Below are 21,949 nucleotides of genomic sequence, written 5' to 3'. Positions count from 1 at the left end.
GTCAGATCCCGTGGAGGAAGGCATCGAGGTCGAGAGACGAGCGCTGGCCGAGATCCAGTCGGTGCCGGTCCAGGAACTCGGAGGCCGCGCGTCGCCCCTCGTCGCGCAGCATGACGAGAAACGGCCACTCGGCATTGAGCTTGGAGGAATAGCCGAGATCCAGCATCATCGCGCTGGAGATCCGATGGATCCGCATCCCGGCCCATCGTGCGCCCTCCTCGTCGGTCGGGCTGGCGACACGCCCGAGCAGGGCCATCATCCTGAGTTCCTTCATCAGGACGGCGTTGAACGAGACCTCGTTGAGGCGGTTGGTGATCTCCCTGGCCGAGGTCGGCGGTCCCGGCCGCTCGATCGGATTGATCTGAACCAGGAGCGTGTCCTGGGATTCGCAATCGCGGATGAGCGGCGTCATCGTCGGATTGCCGGCATATCCGCCATCCCAGTAGGCGTCGCCTTCGATCATGACGGCTTGGAACAGCGTCGGGAGGCAGGCCGAGGCCAGCAGCACATCGGGGCTCAAGTCGGCATTGCGGAACACGCGTCCCCGGCCGCTCCGGACATTCGTCGCCGTGACGAACAGCTTGATCGGGCTGCGTGCGAGGCCGGGGAAATCGACCGTGTCCGCCAGGATCGCGCGGAGTGGATTGGCGCCGGCGGGATTGAGGTCATAGGGCGAGACCACACGCGCCATCATGTCCATGGCGGCGAAGAGCGGCGAATGATCGAGGGACCAGCGCCCGAGCAGGACGTCCAAAGGGCCGCGGCGGAACGGACTGAACCGCGCGGCATCGGAGACCTGCCGCCAGAACCCTTCGAGCGCGGCCTTCGCCCCAGCCGGCCCGTTCTGACAATAGCCGTGAGCCAGCACCGCGGCGTTCATGGCTCCGGCCGAGGTGCCGGATATGGCCTCGATCTCCAACTGGCGCTCTTCGAGCAGCCGATCGAGCACGCCCCAGGTGAAGGCGCCGTGCGCCCCGCCGCCCTGCAGCGCAAGGTCGATCAGAAGCGGGTCGGAATCGAGCCGGTCGCGGGCGGGAGCCATGTGTGCCTCCGATGCGGGGCCGGCCCGCAGCTTCGAGGCGCCGGCCGCGAAAGCAGGTCCGGGCGTCGTCAGCTGTCGCGCCGGGCTTGTGCGTCCTTCACCGCCTGCGAAACGCGCCCGATCTCACTTCGCTCGGTCGTGACGGTACGTCGATCGCTCCCGATCGGCGGCATGCCGTCGACCGAGGTCTCGCCCGGTTCCGGATGGTGCCGGATCGCGGCGCGCTTGCGCCCCAGAGCCGCGTCGAAATTCGTGCGTATCCGCTCGCGTCGGCGTTCGGCCCGCCCCTGATCGAGACGCGCGTTCACCCGCCGAATGGCGCGCGCGAAAACCTGCTTCTTCTCGGACAGGCCGCGCTCGCTGGCCTCGGGCGCCCCGATGCCAGATGCAGCGGCCTTGCCCCGCCGAGCGCGCCGTCGCGCCGCGACGATGTCCCGGATGCGATGACGGCGCTCGCGCAGCCACCGGGCCAAGGCGAGCGTCTCGTCCGGCGCGAGCTTGCCGAGATCCGGGTAATGGCTGAGCTTGACCCGTTCGAACTCGTCTTCCGAGAGGAGCCGCCGCTCGGACGCAATGCCCACACCCATGTCCGGCCTCCTCAGCCATCGAGCCCATCACGGGCGCTTTCGCCGTGACGGTTCAGAGGTGCTGGTTCTGCGCCAACCGCGAACCCGGTGGCGATCGCCCCAGCCGAATCCTGCGCGGACGACAAGGACACCGTTCCGCCCTGCCGATGGATCTCCGGCATTGGCCGGCGCGCCGAGCACCAGGAGGCGCGATCCCGCATCCGCCTCTCGAGGATCGGAAGCACGGGCAGGTCCGATCGGTGAGGTCAGGTCACGACGGAATGGAAAGCGCGCGTTCGATGCCGGTCTCCAGTCTCCCCTGCGTCGACTCCGTGATGAGGCGCCAGTCTAGCATGAGCGGACCGGCGCTCCACTCCGAAGCGAGGCCGCCTGTCTCATCGTCGGATACCGTATCCAGGCAATCGGAGGACGTTCGCCCCGTCGCTTCGCACCTTGCGTATCCATCGCACCCAAGGGCCTGACCCGCGCGACTGTCTCATCGGATCAAGCCTCGGATCGCCGTCGGCGTAGGCTACCGTGCCGATGTCCAGGGAGACGGCGCATGGGCGACAATGTGGCCTCGAAGGATCCGGCCTTCGGTGCTCGGCCGAGCCGGTGGTGGTTCCTCGCCGCGGGCATCGTTCTCCTCATCCTGGGGCTCGCGGGCCTGTACATGAGCGCGGTGTTCACCGTCGCCAGCACCCTCTGGTACGGCGTCCTGCTGCTGATGGCCGGGGCCGCGGAGATCATCGAGGCCGTGGCTCAGACGCGCGAGAGCGAGCCGTGGCATTCGCGCGCGGCCCGGGTCCTGGCCGGCGCGCTGTATGTCGCTGGCGGCCTGTTCGCGGTGACGCAGCCCGTGCAGGCCTCGGTGGCTCTCACCTTGGTGCTCGGCCTCGTGCTGATCGCATCGGGTATCGCCCGGGCTGTCTGGGCCGTCATCCACGAGGTGAGGACCTCCCGCACCGCGGTCATTCTGTTGGCACTGGTCTCGGTGCTGCTCGGAGCCGCCATCATCCAGCAATGGCCCCTGTCCGGCCTTTGGGCGATCGGCCTCTTCGTCTCCTGCGACCTGCTCGCGGCCGGCCTGTCCTGGTGCTGGGCAGGGCTGACCCGGGATCCGCGCGCGGCGATGCCGCTCCGGGGCAGACTGGGGCCGTTGAGCCTCAAGTAGAGCGCAGCGTCATCACCGAACGACCTGCGCTGGTGTCGCTGCGTTGGTCCTCAAGCGCAACGCCTCGCGACGATGCGGACGGGGGCGCGGCGGGACAATCCCGACCGGGACCCCTTCGCGTGCGTGCTGGAGCAGGCTGGCGCTCTGGCGCCGTTCCCGATTGCCTTGCTACCGGGAGCGGCGCTCAGTCCTCGATGTGACGCGCTCGCGCGCCGAACCGCTCTCCAGTTCGGCGGTGCGCGCTCAGTAGGCCCAGCCGTAATAGGGGCGTCCGTAATAGCCGTAGCCGTAATAGCCCGCCGGCGCGTACCCGTAGCCGTACCCGTTGCAGTAGGGATCGTAGGCGCTGCACCAGGGGCTGCCGTAGCCGTAGCCGAGACCGGAGCCGACCGCGAGGCCGAGGCCAAGACCGGCCAGGCCCCAACCGTAGCCGCCGCGCCAGCCATGGCCACGCCATCCATAGCCACGCCAGCCGGCGCCTCGCCAACCGAAGCCCGGACCGCGCCAGCCCGCCCCCCGCCAGCCGACGCCTGCACCGCGCCAGCCGACGCCCGCACCGCGCCAGCCACCGAAGCCGCCTCGGAACCCTGCTCCGCCGAAGCCGCCGCGCCAGCCGCCGCCGCCAAAGCCGCCGCGGAACCCACCACCTCCGAAGCCGCCTCCGCGGAACCCACCACCCCCGAAGCCGCCTCCACGGAACCCGCCGCCACCGCCGAAGCCGCGCGCATCCGCGGGGTCGGGTGCAAATGCCAGAGCGGCGAGGATCGCTGCTGCTGAAAGCGCAAAACGTTTCATGGTCGCACCTCCGAACAAACACCCTCCCTGGACTGAAACGCGTTTGCGGCGAAGCTCGTTCTGGGCAGGTTTCGGACAGTTCGATCGATAATTGTTTCTGGGCGCATCAATCCCGACGAGCATAGAGGCGCCTGGCCGTTCATCGGTGGGTGGTTTTGGCCGGGATCCCCTCGGGCGGGAAAGCTTGCCTCCGTTGCCGTCGTCTCGGTTGCTGGAATCCTGTGCTGTTCACAGGGGCGAATTCACGCCACCAGCGCCGGCCGGTCCGGGGTCCGGAGACCGTGCGTATGCTCCGAGAACTGGCCGATCCGAGCCGGCCGACCCAGCAGATAGCCCTGGGCGGCCTCGCAGTTCTCCGCGACGAGGAAGCCGAGTTCACCCTCGGTCTCGACGCCCTCCGCCAGGACAGGCAATCCCAGGCCGCGGCCGAGGCCCAGCACCGACCGCACGATCGCGGCCGTCTGCGCGTTCGTGTCCACCGATTTGATGAAGGAGCCGTCGATCTTGATCTTGTCGAAGGGATAGGAACGCAGGTTCGAGAGCGAGGAATAGCCCGTTCCGAAATCGTCCATGGCGAGCCGCACGCCAAGGGCCTTGAGCTGGTGCAGGTTCGAATGGGCGCGCGGCGGATCCCGGATCAGGGCCGTCTCGGTGATCTCGATCTCGAGCCGCCCGGGCTTCAACCCGGTCTGGAACAGGACCTCATGCACGATCTGGATGAAATGCGGCGCGAGGATCTGGACGGCCGACACGTTGACGGCCACCGAGAGCGGGTTCGCCCAGCTCGCGGCCTCCCGGCAGGCTTCGCGCAGCACCCACTCGCCGATCTGCAGGATGATGCCGCTCTCCTCGGCGATCGGGATGAATACGGCCGGGGAGACGGCGCCGCGCTCGGGATGCTGCCAGCGCAGGAGCACCTCGAAGCCGATCACCGCTCCGGTCGTGACATCGGTCTGGGGCTGATAGACAAGATGCATCTCGCCCCGCGCGATGGCGTGGCGCATGTCGTGCTCCAGCAGCCGGCGGTCACGCACCTGCGCGCCCATCTTGGCCTCGAAGAAGCGATAGGTGCCGCGGCCCTCGGATTTCGCCCGATAGAGGGCCGTGTCGGCGTAGCTCAGGAGCATGGCCCGATCGGTCGCGTCGTCGGGATAGAGCGCGATCCCGACGCTGGTGGCGATGACCGGACCGGCGGCATCACCGTTGCGGCTGCACAGCGCTTCCAGGATCCGCTCCGCCAGGCGCCCCGCCGCGACCGCGTGATCACAGGGCATCAGGATGGCGAACTCATCGCCGCCGAGCCGCGCCATCATCTGCGTCTCGTCGAGGATCTCCGTGACGGTGCGCGCCACGTTGACGAGCATCGTGTCGCCGGCCGTGTGACCGAACAGGTCATTGACCTCCTTGAACCGGTCGAGGTCGAGGCAGAGCATCGCGAGCTTCCGGCCGCCGGCCTCGGCCAGCTTCAATTCCTGCTCGATCCGCTGATTGAAGCTCGTCCGGTTGGCGAGACCCGTGAGCGCGTCGTGATGCGCGAGGAACTGGATCTGACCTTCCGCCCGGCGCCGGGATCGGAGATCGCGCACGGCGACGGCATAATGGGGTTGGTCGCCGTAGGTCACCGGCCGCATGATCAGCTCGACCGGGATCGTGCCCCCTCCGGCTTCGCACAGCTCCGCCTCGATCGCCTGGTCCGACTGGCTGGCCAGGGCCAAGCGCGTCGCCGCCTCCGGCAGGAAGCGGGAGAGAAGGCATCCGGACAGGTCGGAGGCCGGCATGCCCACGAGCTTGCCGAAGCTGTCATTGGCGCTCACGATGCTGTCGCCCCGGCAGACGACGAGGCCTTCGACGGCGGCGTTGGCGAGACTATTCAGGCGCTCCCGTTCCAGCGCCGCGTGGCGACGCTCGCGGACATCGAGGGCGAGCGCCGCGCAGGCAAACATCAGGATGGCGACGCTCGCCAGCGAGACGCCCACGGCGAGCCAGCGCGCCGGAATCGCGGCCTCCGAGATCACGAGGCTCGGATCCGGAACGATCGTGACCGCACCCATGGCGGTGAAGTGATGGCTGCAGATCGCCACGAGCAACAGCAGAGCGCCCGTCGCCCGTGCGCGGAAGCCCTGCCGGCCGAGGGCAACCGGCAGGGCGGCGCTGCCGAGCACGGCGCCCAGGATGAGCGAGGCGGCCACGAGCATCGGGTCCCAGCGGATGTGCCCCGCAATCTCGAAGGCCATCATACCGGTGTAGTGCATCGCCGCGATGCCGCCGCCCAGGATCGTGCCGCCGATGACCGGCGTGAACGGGATGTTACGCGCGAGGGCGACCGCGAGGCCGATGCCGGTCAAGACGATCGCGTAGACGAGGGAGAGCGTCGTGAGACTGACATCGTAGCCGCTGGGAAGACTCGGTTCGAAGGCCAGCATGGCGACGAAATGGGTGGCCCAGATTCCCGAACCGCAGGCCACGGCGGCGATGCAGAGCCAGACGGCCCGGAGCTGCTGCGTGGCCTTGCGCGCGTGATGCAGCAGCTCGATTGCGGTGATCGCCGCCAAGGTGCAGATGGCCGCCGCGAGGGCGACCAACCACAGGTCGTGTGAATTGACAAAACAACCGACGACCTTGAGCATGGCATCCGGACGATCAGAAAGCGAATAGAGCGATGCTGGACCGTCCTGACTGTATGTCGCGTTAAATTCTCCCGTGCTATTCGCCTCGATCAGTCTTTGGTTAATGATACGTCTATGATTGAAAAATGCTCATAAATGTTTGTCGCAATCGGAAATATACTGAATAATGGAGATTCATATCAGCATTCTACTGGATGATAGCTGAATGTTTTTCAATCATTTCGGATCATGGTCCGATGTTTGAGCAGCGCTTCATCATCCGTTCGCAGTGGCAAGGCAGAGATATCGCCTTGATCAGAATGTCATCAACGCAAGCCTGTCCGAGAGCTCAGGCCATGTTGGAGCGATCAATCGACCCGATCGCCGGCTCTGGATCCGGCTGCTGGAAAGAATCCGTCGGGACCGAAGGACTTGGGCATGAAGCGGGGGGCTCGCAGACCAACCCCCGACCGTCCGCCTGATCCGACGACCTGTCGTATTCCTCAGGATCGGCGCCCCAACTGGTGCAGGCGTGTCTCGATCGAGCGCGCTTCGCGCCGTAAGATCTGGGCCAACTCCCGTTGGCGGTTCTCGCCAAGCCGTCCCTCGATCGCCGCGATGGACAAGGCGCCGATCGGCTTGCCGGCCTCACCCCGGATCGCCACGCCGATCCCCCAGGATCCGGTGAGCAGCATCCCGGGATTCAGCGCGTATCCTCTCTGCCGGGTCTCCTGCACGAGCCTGCGCAAGGTCGGACCTGAGAAAGCCTCGTATTTTCCTGTGAGGACATCCGCGTTGACGTCGAGAATCTGATCGATCTCCGCATCGGACAGGGCGGACAGGAGCGCGAGGCTCCCCGCCCCGATCCCGAGAGGGTGACGGTCGCCGGCCTGGAGGGAATGGACCCTGATCGGGTAGGGACCATCCTCGCGGTGGAGACAGATCGCGTAGACATCGTGCGCCACCGAGAGGAAGGCGGTGTCACCGGATTCCTGACTCAGCCGAACCAGGGATTTCATCGACACGGGGTGCAGGCCGAACCGCGCGCTCGCCAGCGTGCCGAGCACGTAGAGCTCGGGACCGAGATGATAGCGTCGCGTCTGCGGGTCCTGGTCCAGCAAGCCCGCACGAACCAGGGCCGTCAGCATCCGGTGCACGGTCGGTTTGGTCAGGTCCGTCTCGACGATCAGGTCCGCCAGGCGCGCGCCCGCGGGGCCTGCGCGGCCGACAAGGATCAGGAGCGTCGCGGCCCGATCGACGCTCTGTGTTCCGCCAGCACCGACACCGGCCGTTGCCTGGACAGCCTTGCGGGCCGAGACTGATTTCGGATGATCCATATCGTGGACCTTATGCTGATCGCGATGATTTGCTTCTCAGGGCGCCGAACGCCGATCCCGAAAACTTGCTTGACACCGGTTTCTCGCGTCATACAGTCGAGAATAACAGACGAATAGGTCCACGAAATGGACCAGATGGGTTGAGGAAGCAAGAGTTCACGCGAACTCGCACCGAGAGGGAACCTCCATGCGTCATTCCCGTCGCGGCTTTCTGGCGGCCGGCTCGTCGCTCGTTGCGGGAGGGCTTGTCGGTGCGCCGTGGATCGCCCGCGCCCAGACGGCCGAGTTCACCTACAAGTTCGCCAACAACCTGCCCGATATTCATCCGATCAATGTGCGGGCGCGCGAGATGGCCGCGGCCCTCAAGGCGGAGACCCAGGGGCGCTTCGAGTTGCGGATCTTTCCGTCGAGCCAGCTCGGCTCAGACACGGATACGCTGAGCCAGCTCCGGGCGGGCGGCGTCGAGTTCTTCACGCTCTCGCCCCTGATCCTGTCGACGCTGGTCCCGGGCGCCTCGATCAGCGGCATCGGCTTCGTCTTCCCGGATTATAACGCCGTATGGAAGGCGCTCGATGGCGACCTCGGCGCCCATGTCCGGCAACAGATCGCCAAGGCCAACCTGGTTGCGATGGAGAAGATCTGGGACAACGGGTTCCGCCAGACCACCTCCTCCACCCGGCAGATCAAAACCCCCGACGACCTGCGCGGCTTCAAGATCCGGGTGCCTCCCTCGCCGCTCTGGACGTCCATGTTCCGGACATTCGAGGCTGCGCCGACATCGATCAACTTCAACGAGGTCTACTCATCGCTGCAGACGAAGATCGTCGATGGGCAGGAAAACCCGTTGGCCCTGATCGCCACGGCGAAATTGTACGAAGTTCAGAAATATTGTTCGCTGACCAACCACATGTGGGACGGGTACTGGTTCCTGGCCAATCGGCGCGCCTGGGAGCGGCTTCCGCCCGATCTCCGCACGGTTGTCGCCCAGCACATCAACGCCGCCGGCCTGAAGGAGCGCGAAGATTGTGCTCAGCTCAATGCCACCGTGCAGCAGGACCTCACGGCCAAGGGCCTGGTCTTCAACCAGCCCGATCCGGCTCCATTTCGAGAGAAGCTGCAGAAGGCCGGGTTCTACACCGAGTGGAAGGGGCGCTATGGCGACGAGGCCTGGGCCATCCTGGAGAGGACCACCGGCAAGCTGATGTGACCACGGCCCCGCTCCAGCCCCTCGCCCTGGCAAAGGGCGCCGAGCCGGGAATCTCGCCCCGTCGCCGCGCCCCGGCAATCGCCCGCGACATCGCACTCCGCCGCCCGTTCGAGGCTGTCGCCTGTGTGTGGCGGCGCTGTCCTCCGGAGCCGTGATCATCGCGGCCGTGGCGTGGATATCGACCGGCTGTCGCGACCGATCCGCCTCCGCGATCCCCGGGGACAGTCGCTCAGGAGGCTTTCGCGAGGAATACACGGTCGCTCGACCCGTCCGACCGTAACGATTCACTTGGAGATCGAACATGACGCGCGCGTGCATCGTGGGTTGGGCTCACACGCCCTTCGGAAAGCTCGAGGATCCGGACGTCGAGAGCCTGATCGCCCGCGTCTCCGGCGAGGCTCTCACCCATGCGGGCGTCGGGAGCGATCAGGTCGACGGGATCTATGTCGGGGTGATGAATAACGGCTTCTCGAAGCAGGGCTTCGAGGCGGCCCAGGTCGCCCTGCACCGGCCCGACCTCGCCCATGTCCCGGCAACCCATGTCGAGAACGCCTGCGCCACCGGATCGGCGGCGCTCTACACCGCGCTCGATTTCGTCGAGAGCGGTCGGGGCCGCGTCGCGCTCGTGATCGGCGCCGAGAAGATGACGGCCAAGTCCGTCGTGGAGACCAGCGACATCCTGCTCAGCGCCTCGTACCGCAAGGAGGAGGGCGATATCGACGGCGGCTTTGCCGGCGTGTTCGGGCGCATCGCCGCCACCTACTTCCAGAGATACGGCGACCGCAGTGAGGAATTGGCCCGCATCGCGGCCAAGAACCACCGCAATGGGGTCGCCAACCCCTACGCGCAGATGCGCCGCGACTTCGGCTTCGAGTTCTGCAATCGCATCTCCGACAAGAACCCCTACGTCGCCGCGCCTCTGCGGCGCACCGATTGCTCGCTGATCTCGGATGGGGCGGCCGCCCTCGTGGTCGCCGATGCCGAGACGGCCGAGACCCTCGAGCGTGCCATCGGGTTCCGGACGCGCCAGCACGTCAACGACCATCTGCCCTTGTCGCGACGCGATCCGGTGGCGTTCCAGGGCGCGCGCCTCGCCTGGGACAAGGCCCGCGCGGCGGCCGGAATCTCCCTCGACGACCTCGATTTCGTCGAGACCCATGACTGCTTCACGGTGGCCGAGTTGCTCGAATACGAGGCGATGGGCCTCGCGGCCCCGGGTGAGGGCTACCGCGTCGTCCGCGAAGGCATCGCCGAGATGGGCGGCAAGCTACCGATCAATCCCTCAGGGGGCCTCAAGTCCAAGGGCCACCCGGTCGGCGCAACCGGCGTGTCCCAGCACGTCATGGCCTGCCTGCAACTGATGAACGAGGCCGGCGGCATGCAGGTCGCGGGCGCGGCGCTCGCGGGCGTCTTCAACATGGGCGGGGCCGCCGTCGCCAATTACGTCTCGATCCTGGAGCGCCGCAAATGACCGGCCTCGCGCCCGACCCGAAGGGCGGCGTCGCGCCGTTCTCCAAGCGGGTGATGAACCTTTCCCACTTCATGCGGCAGGCGGCCCGCCGCCACCGCGATGCGATCGGCTTCGTCTGGGGCGAGCGGAGCTGGACCTGGGCTGAGCTCGACCGGCGCATCGACGCGATGGCCGCGGCCCTCGCGGCGCGCGGAGTGACGAAGGGCGACCGCGTGCTGGTCCAGTCGAAGAACTGCCACCAGCTCTTCGAGTCGATGTTCGTCTGCTTCCGCCTCGGTGCCGTCTGGGTGCCGACGAATTTCCGGCAGATGCCGGGCGAGGTCGCCTATCTGGCGCAGGCGAGCGGCGCCTCCGCCATGATCTGCCACAGTGACTTTCCCGGCCACGTCAGCGCCGCACGCGAGGCCGCGCCCGGCATCCAACGCGTCATCTCGATCGGCGCGTCCGATTTCGGCGAGGATTACGACGCCCTCGTGGAGACCTATGCGGGGCAGGCGGCGCCGACGGCGTCGGTCGCGTATGACGACCCGTGCTGGTTCTTCTTCACCTCGGGCACCACGGGGCGCCCGAAGGCAGCCGTGCTGACGCATGGCCAGATGGCGTTCGTGGCCACCAACCATCTCTGCGACCTGATGCCCGGCACGACACACCAGGACGCGTCCCTGGTGGTGGCGCCCCTGTCGCACGGCGCCGGCATCCACCAGCTCGCGCAGGTCGCCCGTGCGGCGAAGACGGTGCTGCTCACGAGCAACCGCTTCGATATCGATGAGGCTTGGGCCCTCGTCGCGCGCTGGCGCATCACCAACATGTTCACGGTGCCCACCATCGTGAAGATGCTGACTGAGCACGCTGCCGTCGATGAACACGATCACGCGTCGTTGCGGTACATCATCTATGCCGGCGCACCGATGTACCGCGAGGACCAGAAGCACGCGCTCCGGAAACTCGGCAAGGTCCTGGTCCAATATTTCGGCCTCGGGGAGGTGACCGGCAACATCACCGTGCTGCCGCCGGACCAGCACGAGATCGAGGATGGGCCGGATATCCGCGTCGGCACCTGCGGCTATGAGCGCACCGGCATGCAGGTCCAGATCCAGGACGAGAACGGCCGCGAGATGGCCCCCGGCGAGACCGGCGAGATCTGTACCTGCGGCCCGGCGGTCTTTGCCGGCTATTACGCCAACCCGGAGGCGAACGCGAAGGCGTTTCGCGATGGCTGGTTCCGCACGGGCGATGTCGGCCATCTCGACGCGGAGGGCTACCTGTTCATCACGGGCCGTGCCTCGGACATGTACATCTCGGGCGGCTCGAACGTCTATCCGCGCGAGACGGAGGAGAAGATCCTCAAGCACCCGGCCGTGGCCGAGGTCGCCATCCTGGGCATCCCCGACACGACCTGGGGGGAGGTCGGGGTCGCCGTCTGCGTCCTGCGGCCCGGGGAAGGACTGGGCGAGCGCGAGCTGCTGACCTGGCTCGCGGACAAGGTCGCCCGCTACAAACTGCCCAAACGCGTGTTCTTCTGGGACGCGCTGCCGCGATCGGGCTACGGCAAGATCACCAAGAAGGCCGTCCAGGCCGAATTGGAGGCGCGCGGCTGCCTGCCGCTCGATCGGCAGATCCAGGCATCGGCCTGACCGCGCCTGGATGACGGACGCGCAGGTGGGATCTGCGTCACCGCCTTCAGCGTCCGGGCGCCGGCGACGTGCCGTGGCGGGGCAGGCCCGCTGAGCCTGCGAGACGCTCCCGCGGCGAACGAGCTCAGTAGCGGGTCGTCAGCGCCGTGAGCCAATCGGGGCTGGCCTCGACGGCCCAGGCCTCGACCCGCTTGTCGATGCCGGTCAGCACCAGCAGGCCGAGCGTCACCAGCACCGCCCCCATCGCGATCTTCGCGATCTTGCCCGATGCCGCGAGATTGCCGCGCCAGCGCAACAGCGCCTCGCGCGAGGCGAGCCCCAGCAGCCCCAGAGGAAGTGCCGCGCCGATGCCGAAGGCGAGCATCGTCAGCCCGACGCTGGCGAGGTTCTGGCCGCGCGCGGCGAGCAGCGAGGCGGCCCCGAGCGTCGGCCCGACACAGGGGCTCCAGGCCGCGCCGAGCAGCAGGCCGACCGCGAATTGCCCGCCGAGGCCGGTCGTCGAGAACCCGCCGAAGCGCTCCTCCGCCCAGTTGCCGACCGGGCCGGCCGCGGTCGCGAACTGGGCCTGGAGGCGCGGCAGCATCAGGACGAGTCCGAGCCCGATCATCATCACCGCGCCGACCGATCGGAAGACGTCGCCATCGAGGCCGATGGCGAAACCGAGGGTGGCCACGAACAGACCGATTGCCGTGAACGACACGGCAAGGCCGGCCGCGAGCGTGACGGGGCCGAGGCGATGCTCGGAGGCGGCCGTGCCGAGCACGATCGGGATCAGCGGCAGAACGCAGGGCGAGAGCGTCGAGAGCAGGCCCGCGAGGAAGGCGAATCCGATCGTGCCAATCATGCTGACGCTCTCCTCGGATCGGTCCTACCCGCGCTCAGATCGCCTTGTCGATCAGGGCCTTGATGCTGGACCTGTCGGTGTCGCCGGTCGAGCGCCCGATCTCCCTGTCGCCGCGATAGACGATCAGGGTGCTCTGGGCGTTCACGCGCAACGCCGTGAGCGCCGGCTTCTGGCTGTCGAAATCGACATCGAAGACCACGAGGTCCTTATAAGCCGGGTCGGAATAGAGTTGCGACAGGATCGGCTTCTGCGCCTTGCAGACCGAGCACCAGGGCGCCGAGACGTCGACCAGCACCGGCTTGCCCGACGTTCTCGCCGCCGCCAGCGCGGCCGGCGTGAAGGCAACGCGCTCGACCGCCCGGCTCGGGCTCGGACAGACCAGGGACGCGGACAGCGCCAAGCCGGCGGCGATGGCGTAAAGGTCGGGGCGACGGGTATGCATGGTCAGTTCTCCGCGGGCCTGAACGGGGCTCCGCTCGGATACGCCGGACGAAACCCCGCGTTACGCCTCTCACTGTCTCGTGATCGGCGGAGAGCGCCGCCCCTCCGTCTCCCTCCTGTTAGGCGCGAGTCCGCCGAGGCCGCCCGAAGCGGCGACGCCTCCGCGCGCCCAGCGGTTTCGCGGGTCATCCGTTCACGAAAATATCAGCGAGACGACAAATCTTCCATAAATCCGGAGCTTAGGCGGATATATTGCGATAATTCCGGGCTTGCCGCCGAATGTTTTCCGGATCGACCGTAACCATCGGTATAGGCACCCCGTATGATCATCCGGACGGAGTTGGCGAGGTCGATCCGACGGGGTCACCGCGCCGCGGCCCTGCCCGACATCGCCGACCCAACATCGTCCAGTCGATGCGCTGCGAAGGATTTCGCGGACGCACACAAGCGCTCCCACGACCGCCCGAACGACGCGGCCCGTGCTCCAGAGAGGATGCCATCATGAAAATGAACACCAAGTCCGGCGCGACCGTCGCCGCTGCCGCCGCCACGCTGTTCCTCGCCGGCGCGGCGCTCGCGCCCACCGCCGACGCGAAGGCCGCCAAGGGTCACTGCGTGGGCGTCAACGCCTGCAAGGGCACCAGCGCCTGCAAGACCGCGACCAATGCCTGCAAGGGCCAGAACGCCTGCAAGGGCCAGGGCTTCACGGTGACCACGAAGGGCTCCTGCGCCAAGGCCGGCGGCAAGTTCGAGCCGGCCTGAGCCGCGCCCGAGGGGACGGGTCCGGCGCTCGGCGCCGGGCCCGCTCCGCCGGTGACCGAACGGATGCGAGGGTGATCCATCATGGCGTTGAACGAAGCGACGATGACGGTCGAGACGGAATGCGCGTCCGGGCAGGGCCCGGCGCAGAGCCGCGCGGGCGACGGTGGACCGATCCGTTCCGAGAAGCCTGAATTCCTCGGCTTCGGCCTCGGCCTGCGCGCCGAGCATTATACCGACATCCTCGAAGGCGATCCGCCGATCGACTGGTTCGAGGTGATCAGCGAGAACTACATGGTGCCGGGCGGCAAGCCGCTTCAGATCCTCGACCGGATCTGCGAGCGCTACCCCGTGGTGATGCACGGGGTCTCCCTCTCGATCGCCTCCACGGCCCCGCCCGATCATGCCTACCTCAAGGCGCTCAAGGATCTCGCCCACCGCGTCGAGCCGAAATGGATCTCCGACCACCTCTGCTGGACGGGCGTCCACGGCAAGAACCTGCACGACCTCCTGCCGATCCCCTACACCCAGGAATCGCTCGACCACGTCGTGAGCCGGGTGCATCTGGTGCAGGAGACCCTCGGCCGGGCGCTGACGCTCGAGAACGTCTCGACCTACGTGCAATTCTCGAATTCCGAGATGACGGAGTGGGAGTTCATCGCCGAGCTGTCGCGCCGGACGGGGTGCTGGCTGCTCTTCGACGTGAACAACGTCTACGTCAGCGCCTTCAACCACGGCTACGATCCCTACGCTTTCCTGGAGGGCATCCCGCGGGACCGGGTGGTGCAGTTCCACATGGCCGGCCACAGCCATATGGGCACCCACATCATCGACACGCACGACCAGCCGGTCTGCGACGACGTCTGGGATCTCTACGCGGCGGCACTCAGGCGCTTCGGCCCGGTCTCGACGATCATCGAGCGCGACGACAACATTCCGCCCCTCGACGAGCTTCTCGTCGAGATGGAGCAGACCCGCAGCATGGCCCGGGACATCCTGGGCGATGCGGCGCGGCCGCTTCAGGCAAGGCCGCGCCCGGCATGAGCGACTTCGCGCGGCTTCAGGGCGCGTTTCAGCGGGCCGTTCTCGATGGCGACGCGGGCGTGCTCGCAGACCTCCTCGATGGCCCGCGCGAGGCGCGCGGCGTCATGCTCGACGTCTACCGCAACGCCTACGTGCTGCGCCTCGTCGAGACGATGCGCTGCGAGAACCCCCTGCTCCACGCCTATCTCGGCGACGAGACCTTCGACGCGATGGCGCGCGCCTACGTGGCCGCGCGGCCCTCGCGCCACCCGAATCTGCGCTGGTTCAGCCAGGACCTGCCCGCCTTCCTGGCCGCGACGCCGCCCTACGGCGATCATCCGGCCGTGGCGGAGCTGTCCGCTCTGGAGACGGCGCTCGCCGACGCGTTCGATGCCCCCGACGAGGCCGTGCTCGGTCTAGCGGATTTCGCCGGGGTGCCACCGGATTCCTTCACGGCGCTCGTCTTCCGCCCGCATGCGAGCGCCCGCAGGCTCGATCTCCGCACGAACGCCTTCACGCTCTGGTCGGCCCTGCGCGACGAGGAGAGCCCGCCCGTCGTCGAGACGCTGCCGGCATCGGACAAGATCATCGTCTGGCGCCAGGAGGACACCGCGATGGTGCGTCCGCTCTCGGTCGAGGAGGCCATGCTGTGGGACGAGGCGTGCGGAGACCTCCCGTTCGGCGTCCTCTGCGACCTGGCCGCCACCTATGACGATCCCGACGGCGCGGCGGGCCGCGTCGTGGGCTACCTCCAGGGCTGGGTCGGCGCGGGCCTGCTCGGCGGGTTCACGATCGGCCGCTGACGCCGCATTCCTCGAGCGAAGGAAACCGATGCTGCGACGCGCACGCACGCGAAGGGCCATTCTCGCACTCGGCGGCGGCGCGCTGGCGCTCGGTTCGCTCGGGGGCGGCATCGCCGCGCGTTCCGAGTTCCTCGCCGGGCAGGGCTTTCCCTACGATGCCTTCGATCGTCTGCCGCAGACGCAGGTCGCCGCCCCGCGCGGCCGCATCTGCGTCGGCATCGCCCCGGGCGCGCTCGCTGTGTCGCAACCCGTGATCCTCGACTGGGTGCGCCGCTCCGCCACGGCTGTCTCAACCTATTACGGGCGCTTCCCCGTCGATGCGGCACGCCTCCTGATCGTTCCGGTCGCCGGCGCGGACGTGCCGGGCGCCACCACCTGGGGCTATCGCGGAGCCGCGATCCGCATCCTGCTCGGCCGGGATGCCGACGAGGCCGCTCTCCAGCGCGACTGGAAGATGGTGCACGAGATGGTGCATCTCGCGCTCCCCGACCTCGACGAGCCCCACGCCTGGCTGTCGGAAGGGCTCGCCGTCTATGTCGAGCCGATCGCGCGGGTGCAGGCAGGCGAACTCCAGGCCCGGACGATCTGGGCCGACATGGTCCGCGACATGCCGCAGGGGCTGCCCGGGCGCCCGGATGGCGGGCTCGACGGGACGCGGAGCTGGGCCCGCACCTATTGGGGCGGGGCGATCTTCTGCCTCTGCGCCGACATCGCGATCCGGCGCCGGACGGAGAACCGCCTCGGGCTTCAGGACGCGATGCGCGCCGTGCTCGCCGCCGGCGGCAACCACGAGGTCGCTTGGCCGATCCGGCGCATTCTCGCGGCGGCCGACCGCGCGGTCGGCGCGCGCGTGCTCTCCGAACTCTACGCAACGATGGGCGCGCGGCCGATCGCCCCCGATCTTCTCGCGCTCTGGCGTGAGCTCGGGGTGTGGGCCGCCGCGGGCGGCGTCACCTTCGACGAGGCCGCCCCGCTCGCATCGATCCGCGCGGCGCTCACGGCGGGCCGACCCGCGTGACGGCGCAGCGTAACCGCTCGGCCCGCTTCCCCGAATGGGGAACGGGTCCGCGCGCGGGCCGCCATCACCGTGTTGCCGCGTCGCAGCCGGATGGCGGGTAGACCGAAACCAGTTCAACCCAGAGGAAAGTGAAGACGATGCGAAACAATCTCACGCCCCATCTGATCGCCGCGACCGCTCTGGCCACGGCGTTCAGCGCGGCCCTCACGGTCGCGGCCTCGGCCGACGATAAGCCGACCGAGAAGTGCTACGGCGTCGCCCTGAAAGGTCAGAACGATTGCGCCGCCGGCGCGGGCACGAGCTGCGCCGGGACCTCGAAGAAGAACTACCAGGGCAATGCCTGGAAGCTCGTCCCCAAGGGCACCTGCGAGGCGACCGTCACGCCGACCGGAAAGGGCAGCCTCTCGCCCGTCGCGAGCCGCTGAAGGACGCGCCCGGTGCAGCCCCCCACCATGCCGCCGATTCCGAACCCGGCGCGCCCGAACGGACATGGCAGGGTGCCGGCGCGCGCCGGGGCCGGGCTCAAGCCCGAGCATTATGCCGAGATCGTGGAGACGCGCCCCGATCTCGGCTTCTTCGAGATCCACGCCGAGAACTACATGGGCGCGGGCGGCCCGCCGCTCGCCTGGCTGACCCGGATCCGCGAGGCCTACCCGCTCTCGCTCCACGGCGTCGGCCTGTCGATCGGCGGCGAGGGCCCGCTCGATGCTGCGCATCTCGACCGGCTCCGCGAACTGAACCGCCGCTTCGAGCCCGGCCTGTTCTCCGAGCATCTCGCGTGGTCGACCCATGAGGGTAAGTATTTCAACGACCTCCTGCCGCTGCCCTACAATGCCGACACGCTCGCGCGCGTCGTCATGCATATCGATCAGGTCCAGACCAGGCTCGGCCGCACGATGCTGCTCGAGAACCCGGCGAGCTACGCGGAATTCGAGGCCTCGACGATAAGCGAGGTCGATTTTCTCGCCGAAATCGCCGCGCGCAGCGGCTGCGGCCTGCTCCTCGACGTCAGCAACGTCTACATCTCGGGCATCAACAATGGCCGCGATCCGGGCGCCTATCTCGACGCCTTCCCGATGCGGCATGTCGGCGAGATTCATCTCTCGGGCTATGCCGAGGATGAGGACGGGGGCATCCCGCTCCTGATCGACGCGCATGTGGCGAGGGTTTCCGATCCGGTCTGGCCGTATTACCGCCGCGCGCTCGCCCGCTGCGGCCCCGTGCCGACGCTGATCGAGTGGGACAACGACGTGCCGGCCTGGGCCGTGCTCCATGCGGATGTGCGCCGGGCCGACGCGGTTCTGCGCGAGGCGGCGGGACTGAGCGACCATGCCCGCGTCGCTTGAGCGTGGCGCGGGCGGCGAGCGTGCCTTCGCGGCCCGCCTGCTCGATCCGGATTGCGCCGCGCCGCGCGGCTTGCGCGTACCGGCCGGCGGCAGCGCCGATCGGCGCTTCTCGGTCTATCGGAACAACGTCGCGGTGGGGCTGGTCGCGACCCTCGCGGCGCGCTTTCCCGTCTGCCGGCGCCTCGTCGGCGACGCGTTCTTCGACGCGATGGCCAGCCTGTTCGCCCTGCAATCGCCGCCGCGATCGGCCGTGATGTCCGCGTATGGCGAGGGTTTCCCGGCCTTCGTGGCGGAGTTCCCGCCGGCTTGCGGCCTGCCCTATCTCGCCGACGTCGCCCGCCTCGAAGTCGCGCTCGGCCGTGCCTATCACGCGGCCGATGCCGAGCCGCTGGGGCCGGCGGCCTTCGGGCGGTTTCCGCAGGGCGCCTGGGGCGAACTCGTGGTCGGCCTGCACCCGTCCGTGAACCTCGTCGCGTCGCCTCACGCGATCGTCTCGCTCTGGGAGACCAACACGCGCGACGCGACCGTTCGGCCGGTCGCGGTCGCGCAGGCCGAGGACGCGCTCGTCGTGCGGCCTCATCTCGCGGCCGCGGTCTCGGTTCTGCCGCCGGGCGGGCATGCCTTCCTGAGCGCGCTCGCGACCGGCGTCCCGCTCGCCCGCGCGGCCGAGGAGGCTGCCGCGCGCGTCCCCGCTTTCGATCTCGCCGCCAACCTCGTCATCCTGTTCCGGTCGGGCGTCGCCGCGACGGCCCGGATCGGCGCGGCGCCGCTCTGAAGGAGAGTCTCGTCATGTCGACCCACACGGAGAGGGCCGGATTGCTCGCGGCGTTGACCGACCGGGTGATCCGGCTCCTCGACGCCATTCCGTACGCACTCGTCGCATTGTTCGCCCGCATCGTCGTGGCGCACGCCTTCTTCGCCTCCGGGCAGACCAAGGTCGAGGGGCCGGTGATCGGCGGCGAGGTCGCTGGTCTCGACCTGTCGGTGATCATCCCGACGCATATCCGCGATTCCGCCTTCACGCTGTTTGCCGAGGAGTACAAGGTGCCGGTCCTGCCCTCCGGCCTCTCGACCTATCTGGCGACCTTCGCCGAGCATCTGCTGCCGGTGCTGCTGTTTCTCGGTCTGGCCTCCCGCTTCTCCGCGCTCGGCCTGATCGGCATGACGATGGTGATCCAGATCTTCGTCTATCCGGATGCGTGGTGGACGGTGCACGCCTACTGGCTCGGCCTGCTCCTGGTCATCGTCGCGCAGGGGCCGGGCGCGCTCTCGCTCGATCACCTGATCGCCCGGTCCTGGCGCGCGCGGAACCGCGGCGTGGACGGCTTTCGATCGCGGCCTGCCGCGATCTGATCGGCCGGACGCGGTGGCTCGCCTTGCCGATCGCGCCGCCCCGGCGGGGCGGCCGCAGTCGAATGCCGGCTCGCCGCGCTCGGGCGAACCGGGATCATAGGATCAGAGGCCGCTTCGCGCGATGCGTCCTTCGATCGGGTAGGCGGGATCGTTGTATCCGGGCGTCGAGGGGTGGCCGGTGACGATGAGGGAATCGACCAGGGCCTCATCCTCGGCGGTGAAGCGGTATTCCAGCGCCCCGATATAGTCGCTCCATTGCGCCTCGGTGCGCGGCCCGGCGATGACGGAGGTCACGAGGGCATTGTTCAGGACCCAGGCCGTCGCGAACTGACCGGCCGTGATCTTGCGCGCCTCGGCATGGCTCCGCAGGAGGCGCGCGATGCGCAGCGATTCCGGCCGCCACTCGGTCTGCATCATGCGCGTGTCCTGGCGGCCGGCCCGGGTATCGGCGGGCGGCGGCGCGTCCGGGTCGTACTTCGCCGTGAGAATGCCGCGCGCCAGGGGCGAGTAGGGCACGACCCCGAGGCCGAAATACGCGCAGGCCGGCAGGTGCTCCGTCTCCGGCATGCGATTGAGGGCGTTGTAATAGGGCTGGCTGACGACCGGCCGGTCGATCCCGAGCTCGTCGCACCAGCGGCAGATCTCGGCAACCCGCCAGGAGCGGTGGTTCGACACTCCGAAATACCGGATCTTGCCCTGCCGGACGAGGTCGCCCATGGCCCGCACGGTCTCGGCGAGCGGCGTTCCGTGGTCTTCCCTGTGCAGGTAATAGATGTCGATGTAGTCCGTGCCGAGGCGGCGCAGGCTCTCATCCGCCGCGAGCATGATCCGGGCGCGCGACAGGCCCGCATCGTTGGGCCCCGGGCCCATCGGGTTGGCGACCTTGGTGGCGAGCACCCAGGCACGGCGCTCCGCCGCGATGGCCCGGCCGGTGATCTCCTCGGAACGGCCCTCGTTGTACACGTCCGCCGTATCGATGAAGTTGACGCCCGCCGCGCCGGCCGACCCGATGATGCGGGACGCGGTCGCCTCGTCGGTCTGGCCGCCGAACATCATCGTGCCGAGGCAGATCTGCGAGACCTTGAGGCCGGAGCGGCCGAGATTGCGGTACTGCATGCGTGTCATCCGGTGTTGGTGAGGCCCGATCGTTGCCTCGGGGCCGGTGCGGGCGCCCGCGCGGCGGATCCGAGGAGGCGCGTCGCGCGCCCATGCGGTCAGCCGGCACGACCCGCCGCCCCAAGCCGAGGCGCCTGCTCGGGGGCGTCAAACTAGGGCACGAACCGCCCAGTGGTAAGGGCCGTGCGCGGGGGGCAGGCAACGAAGCGCTTCCCGGCCCGGCCAGTATTCGGGGCCGCCGCAAGCTGCGCAGATTGCGCAAAGTCGTTGACTGAATGCATTATTTGCGCAGATTAGGCGGCAGACCCGGGTTCTCTCCATCGATGATCGAGCGAGTGCGCGCGTCACAGTAATAAGATTGCGCACAACGCGCAGGGAGGCAGCCGCCATGCAGGTCCCGATCAAGCGATTCATCGAAGCCGTGCCCGGCGGCATGATGGTGGTCCCGTTGCTGGCCGGCGCCCTGATCGCCACGTTCTTTCCCGGGACCCCGAAGTTCTTCGGCTCCTTCACGGGCGCGCTCTTCTCCGGCGCGTTGACGATCCTTGCGGTCTTCTACGTCTGCATGGGCGCGAGCATCGATTTCCGGGCGACGCCCTATATCGTCAAGAAGGGCGGCACGCTCCTCGCCGTGAAGGTCGGGATCGCGATCGTCCTGGGCCTGATCTTCGGCCGCCTGCTCGGCGAGGCGCCGGTGGCGGCCGGCATGTTCGCGGGCCTCTCCACCCTGGCGGTGGTCGCCAGCATGAACGACACCAATGGCGGCCTCTACATGGCGCTGATGGGCCAGTACGGCCGCCCGCGCGACGTCGGCGCCTACACGATCATGTCGCTGGAGAGCGGCCCCTTCCTGACGATGGTGACCCTCGGGGTCGCCGGGCTCTCGGCCTTCCCCTGGCAGACTCTGGTGGGCGCGATCCTGCCGCTGCTCGTCGGGATGATCATCGGGAATCTCGACCGCGAGATGCGCGATTTCCTGAGCCGCGCGATTCCCGTGATGATCCCGTTCTTCGCCTTCGCGCTCGGGGCAGGGCTCGACCTGTCGAAGGTCTGGCAGGCGGGCCTGCTCGGCCTCGGGATGGGCGTGGCGGTGGTCGTCGTTACCGGAATCCCGCTCTTCTTCGCGGACCGGCTGACCGGGGGAACGGGCGTCGCCGGCGTGGCCGCCGCCTCGACGGCCGGCAATGCCGCGGCCGTGCCGGCCATCGTGGCCTCCGCCAACCCGGCCTATGCGGATGCGGCCGGCCCCGCCACGATCCTGGTCGCGGCCTGCGTCGTGGTGACGGCGATCCTGGTCCCGGTCGCCACGGCCTGGACCGCGCGGGTCTTCGGCCGTGCCGAGGAGGCGGAGAGGGTGGTCGAGCCGGCGGCCGCCTCGGACGCGGTTCCGGCGCAGCGGGCCGGGCACCACTGA

At 68.4% G+C, this 21,949-nt stretch carries 21 protein-coding genes; 13 read left to right on the top strand and 8 right to left on the bottom strand.

The window, feature by feature from the left end; all coding sequences use genetic code 11:
* Position 1 precedes the first annotated feature (1 nt).
* Positions 2-1,042, bottom strand: a complete 1,041-nt coding sequence (locus F6X53_RS01960; RefSeq protein WP_150996631.1) for a patatin-like phospholipase family protein — start codon at positions 1,040-1,042, stop codon at positions 2-4.
* Between the two features lie 68 nt (positions 1,043-1,110).
* On the bottom strand, positions 1,111-1,629 hold the full coding sequence (locus F6X53_RS01955; protein ID WP_150996629.1) for a hypothetical protein: 519 nt from the start codon (positions 1,627-1,629) through the stop codon (positions 1,111-1,113).
* Positions 1,630-2,170: 541 nt separating this feature from the next.
* Between F6X53_RS01955 and F6X53_RS01950 the strand changes: the two genes are divergently transcribed.
* A complete protein-coding gene (locus F6X53_RS01950) occupies positions 2,171-2,782 on the top strand; it encodes an HdeD family acid-resistance protein (RefSeq protein ID WP_150996627.1) in 612 nt (203 codons plus the stop codon).
* Positions 2,783-3,025: 243 nt separating this feature from the next.
* Here the strand turns inward: F6X53_RS01950 and F6X53_RS01945 are convergent, their stop codons facing one another.
* From F6X53_RS01945 to F6X53_RS01935, 3 genes are all read right to left on the bottom strand, one after another.
* Positions 3,026-3,577: a hypothetical protein gene (locus F6X53_RS01945; RefSeq protein ID WP_150996625.1), complete on the bottom strand. Its 552-nt coding sequence runs from the start codon at positions 3,575-3,577 to the stop codon at positions 3,026-3,028.
* Between the two features lie 242 nt (positions 3,578-3,819).
* Complete coding sequence (locus tag F6X53_RS01940) at positions 3,820-6,204, bottom strand: EAL domain-containing protein (protein ID WP_150996623.1); 2,385 nt, start codon at positions 6,202-6,204, stop codon at positions 3,820-3,822.
* 482 nt (positions 6,205-6,686) lie between these two features.
* Positions 6,687-7,520: an IclR family transcriptional regulator gene (locus F6X53_RS01935; RefSeq protein ID WP_150996621.1), complete on the bottom strand. Its 834-nt coding sequence runs from the start codon at positions 7,518-7,520 to the stop codon at positions 6,687-6,689.
* A 187-nt stretch (positions 7,521-7,707) separates the two neighbouring features.
* Between F6X53_RS01935 and F6X53_RS01930 the strand changes: the two genes are divergently transcribed.
* The 3 genes from F6X53_RS01930 to F6X53_RS01920 all read left to right on the top strand — a co-directional run bounded on the left by F6X53_RS01930 (position 7,708) and on the right by F6X53_RS01920 (position 11,832).
* Positions 7,708-8,727, top strand: coding sequence for a TRAP transporter substrate-binding protein (locus F6X53_RS01930; RefSeq protein ID WP_150996619.1), 1,020 nt, complete (start codon positions 7,708-7,710; stop codon positions 8,725-8,727).
* A 301-nt stretch (positions 8,728-9,028) separates the two neighbouring features.
* Positions 9,029-10,198: an acetyl-CoA acetyltransferase gene (locus F6X53_RS01925; protein WP_150996617.1), complete on the top strand. Its 1,170-nt coding sequence runs from the start codon at positions 9,029-9,031 to the stop codon at positions 10,196-10,198.
* Entirely contained in the window at positions 10,195-11,832 is a 1,638-nt protein-coding gene (locus tag F6X53_RS01920; protein WP_150996615.1) for an acyl-CoA synthetase, read from the top strand. The genes F6X53_RS01925 and F6X53_RS01920 overlap by 4 nt, the downstream gene beginning before the upstream one ends.
* Positions 11,833-11,956: 124 nt before the next feature.
* Here the strand turns inward: F6X53_RS01920 and F6X53_RS01915 are convergent, their stop codons facing one another.
* Positions 11,957-12,676 (bottom strand): cytochrome c biogenesis CcdA family protein, encoded by a 720-nt coding sequence (locus F6X53_RS01915; protein ID WP_150996613.1) that lies wholly within the window; start codon positions 12,674-12,676, stop codon positions 11,957-11,959.
* A gap of 34 nt (positions 12,677-12,710) precedes the next feature.
* Complete coding sequence (locus tag F6X53_RS01910) at positions 12,711-13,118, bottom strand: thioredoxin family protein (RefSeq protein WP_150996611.1); 408 nt, start codon at positions 13,116-13,118, stop codon at positions 12,711-12,713.
* Positions 13,119-13,618: 500 nt separating this feature from the next.
* Between F6X53_RS01910 and bufA2 the strand changes: the two genes are divergently transcribed.
* The 8 genes from bufA2 to F6X53_RS01870 all read left to right on the top strand — a co-directional run bounded on the left by bufA2 (position 13,619) and on the right by F6X53_RS01870 (position 19,419).
* The gene (gene bufA2 / locus F6X53_RS01905; protein ID WP_150996609.1) at positions 13,619-13,879 is read left to right on the top strand and encodes a BufA2 family periplasmic bufferin-type metallophore; all 261 of its coding nucleotides are present in this window, start codon (positions 13,619-13,621) and stop codon (positions 13,877-13,879) included.
* A gap of 81 nt (positions 13,880-13,960) precedes the next feature.
* Positions 13,961-14,920: an MNIO family bufferin maturase gene (gene bufB / locus F6X53_RS01900; RefSeq protein ID WP_238296556.1), complete on the top strand. Its 960-nt coding sequence runs from the start codon at positions 13,961-13,963 to the stop codon at positions 14,918-14,920.
* Entirely contained in the window at positions 14,917-15,702 is a 786-nt protein-coding gene (locus F6X53_RS01895) for an HvfC/BufC N-terminal domain-containing protein (RefSeq protein WP_150996607.1), read from the top strand. The genes bufB (F6X53_RS01900) and F6X53_RS01895 overlap by 4 nt, the downstream gene beginning before the upstream one ends.
* 28 nt (positions 15,703-15,730) lie before the next feature.
* Positions 15,731-16,720 (top strand): hypothetical protein, encoded by a 990-nt coding sequence (locus F6X53_RS01890; RefSeq protein ID WP_238296558.1) that lies wholly within the window; start codon positions 15,731-15,733, stop codon positions 16,718-16,720.
* Between the two features lie 137 nt (positions 16,721-16,857).
* Positions 16,858-17,145, top strand: a complete 288-nt coding sequence (locus tag F6X53_RS01885) for a BufA1 family periplasmic bufferin-type metallophore (protein WP_150996604.1) — start codon at positions 16,858-16,860, stop codon at positions 17,143-17,145.
* A 27-nt stretch (positions 17,146-17,172) separates the two neighbouring features.
* Positions 17,173-18,066 carry an MNIO family bufferin maturase gene (bufB, locus tag F6X53_RS01880; RefSeq protein ID WP_150996738.1) on the top strand — a complete coding sequence of 298 codons (894 nt, stop codon included), beginning with the start codon at positions 17,173-17,175 and terminating at the stop codon, positions 18,064-18,066.
* Entirely contained in the window at positions 18,050-18,841 is a 792-nt protein-coding gene (locus F6X53_RS01875) for an HvfC/BufC N-terminal domain-containing protein (RefSeq protein ID WP_150996602.1), read from the top strand. The genes bufB (F6X53_RS01880) and F6X53_RS01875 overlap by 17 nt, the downstream gene beginning before the upstream one ends.
* Positions 18,842-18,855: 14 nt before the next feature.
* Positions 18,856-19,419: a DoxX family protein gene (locus F6X53_RS01870; RefSeq protein WP_150996600.1), complete on the top strand. Its 564-nt coding sequence runs from the start codon at positions 18,856-18,858 to the stop codon at positions 19,417-19,419.
* A 102-nt stretch (positions 19,420-19,521) separates the two neighbouring features.
* On the opposite strand, the gene F6X53_RS01865 is transcribed toward F6X53_RS01870, so the two are convergent.
* Positions 19,522-20,535: an aldo/keto reductase gene (locus tag F6X53_RS01865; protein WP_150996598.1), complete on the bottom strand. Its 1,014-nt coding sequence runs from the start codon at positions 20,533-20,535 to the stop codon at positions 19,522-19,524.
* Between the two features lie 388 nt (positions 20,536-20,923).
* On the opposite strand from F6X53_RS01865, the gene F6X53_RS01860 reads away from it, so the two are divergent.
* Positions 20,924-21,949, top strand: a complete 1,026-nt coding sequence (locus F6X53_RS01860; protein WP_150996596.1) for a 2-keto-3-deoxygluconate permease — start codon at positions 20,924-20,926, stop codon at positions 21,947-21,949.

Origin of the sequence: Methylobacterium soli (assembly GCF_008806385.1) — a bacterium.
In the GTDB taxonomy this organism is placed as follows: domain Bacteria; phylum Pseudomonadota; class Alphaproteobacteria; order Rhizobiales; family Beijerinckiaceae; genus Methylobacterium; species Methylobacterium soli.
Note: the sequence above shows the minus strand (reverse complement) of the source record. Positions and strands in the feature narration are given on the sequence as shown.

Bases quoted from the DNA above. Each gene is read 5' to 3' on its own strand.
- F6X53_RS01960 (WP_150996631.1), bottom strand. From the start codon at position 1,042: ATGGCTCCCGCCCGCGACCGGCTCGATTCCGACCCGCTTCTGATCGAC.
- F6X53_RS01955 (WP_150996629.1), bottom strand. From the start codon at position 1,629: ATGGGTGTGGGCATTGCGTCCGAGCGGCGGCTCCTCTCGGAAGACGAG.
- F6X53_RS01950 (WP_150996627.1), top strand. From the start codon at position 2,171: ATGGGCGACAATGTGGCCTCGAAGGATCCGGCCTTCGGTGCTCGGCCG.
- F6X53_RS01945 (WP_150996625.1), bottom strand. From the start codon at position 3,577: ATGAAACGTTTTGCGCTTTCAGCAGCAGCGATCCTCGCCGCTCTGGCA.
- F6X53_RS01940 (WP_150996623.1), bottom strand. From the start codon at position 6,204: ATGCTCAAGGTCGTCGGTTGTTTTGTCAATTCACACGACCTGTGGTTG.
- F6X53_RS01935 (WP_150996621.1), bottom strand. From the start codon at position 7,520: ATGGATCATCCGAAATCAGTCTCGGCCCGCAAGGCTGTCCAGGCAACG.
- F6X53_RS01930 (WP_150996619.1), top strand. From the start codon at position 7,708: ATGCGTCATTCCCGTCGCGGCTTTCTGGCGGCCGGCTCGTCGCTCGTT.
- F6X53_RS01925 (WP_150996617.1), top strand. From the start codon at position 9,029: ATGACGCGCGCGTGCATCGTGGGTTGGGCTCACACGCCCTTCGGAAAG.
- F6X53_RS01920 (WP_150996615.1), top strand. From the start codon at position 10,195: ATGACCGGCCTCGCGCCCGACCCGAAGGGCGGCGTCGCGCCGTTCTCC.
- F6X53_RS01915 (WP_150996613.1), bottom strand. From the start codon at position 12,676: ATGATTGGCACGATCGGATTCGCCTTCCTCGCGGGCCTGCTCTCGACG.
- F6X53_RS01910 (WP_150996611.1), bottom strand. From the start codon at position 13,118: ATGCATACCCGTCGCCCCGACCTTTACGCCATCGCCGCCGGCTTGGCG.
- bufA2 (WP_150996609.1), top strand. From the start codon at position 13,619: ATGAAAATGAACACCAAGTCCGGCGCGACCGTCGCCGCTGCCGCCGCC.
- bufB (WP_238296556.1), top strand. From the start codon at position 13,961: ATGGCGTTGAACGAAGCGACGATGACGGTCGAGACGGAATGCGCGTCC.
- F6X53_RS01895 (WP_150996607.1), top strand. From the start codon at position 14,917: ATGAGCGACTTCGCGCGGCTTCAGGGCGCGTTTCAGCGGGCCGTTCTC.
- F6X53_RS01890 (WP_238296558.1), top strand. From the start codon at position 15,731: ATGCTGCGACGCGCACGCACGCGAAGGGCCATTCTCGCACTCGGCGGC.
- F6X53_RS01885 (WP_150996604.1), top strand. From the start codon at position 16,858: ATGCGAAACAATCTCACGCCCCATCTGATCGCCGCGACCGCTCTGGCC.
- bufB (WP_150996738.1), top strand. From the start codon at position 17,173: ATGCCGCCGATTCCGAACCCGGCGCGCCCGAACGGACATGGCAGGGTG.
- F6X53_RS01875 (WP_150996602.1), top strand. From the start codon at position 18,050: ATGCCCGCGTCGCTTGAGCGTGGCGCGGGCGGCGAGCGTGCCTTCGCG.
- F6X53_RS01870 (WP_150996600.1), top strand. From the start codon at position 18,856: ATGTCGACCCACACGGAGAGGGCCGGATTGCTCGCGGCGTTGACCGAC.
- F6X53_RS01865 (WP_150996598.1), bottom strand. From the start codon at position 20,535: ATGCAGTACCGCAATCTCGGCCGCTCCGGCCTCAAGGTCTCGCAGATC.
- F6X53_RS01860 (WP_150996596.1), top strand. From the start codon at position 20,924: ATGCAGGTCCCGATCAAGCGATTCATCGAAGCCGTGCCCGGCGGCATG.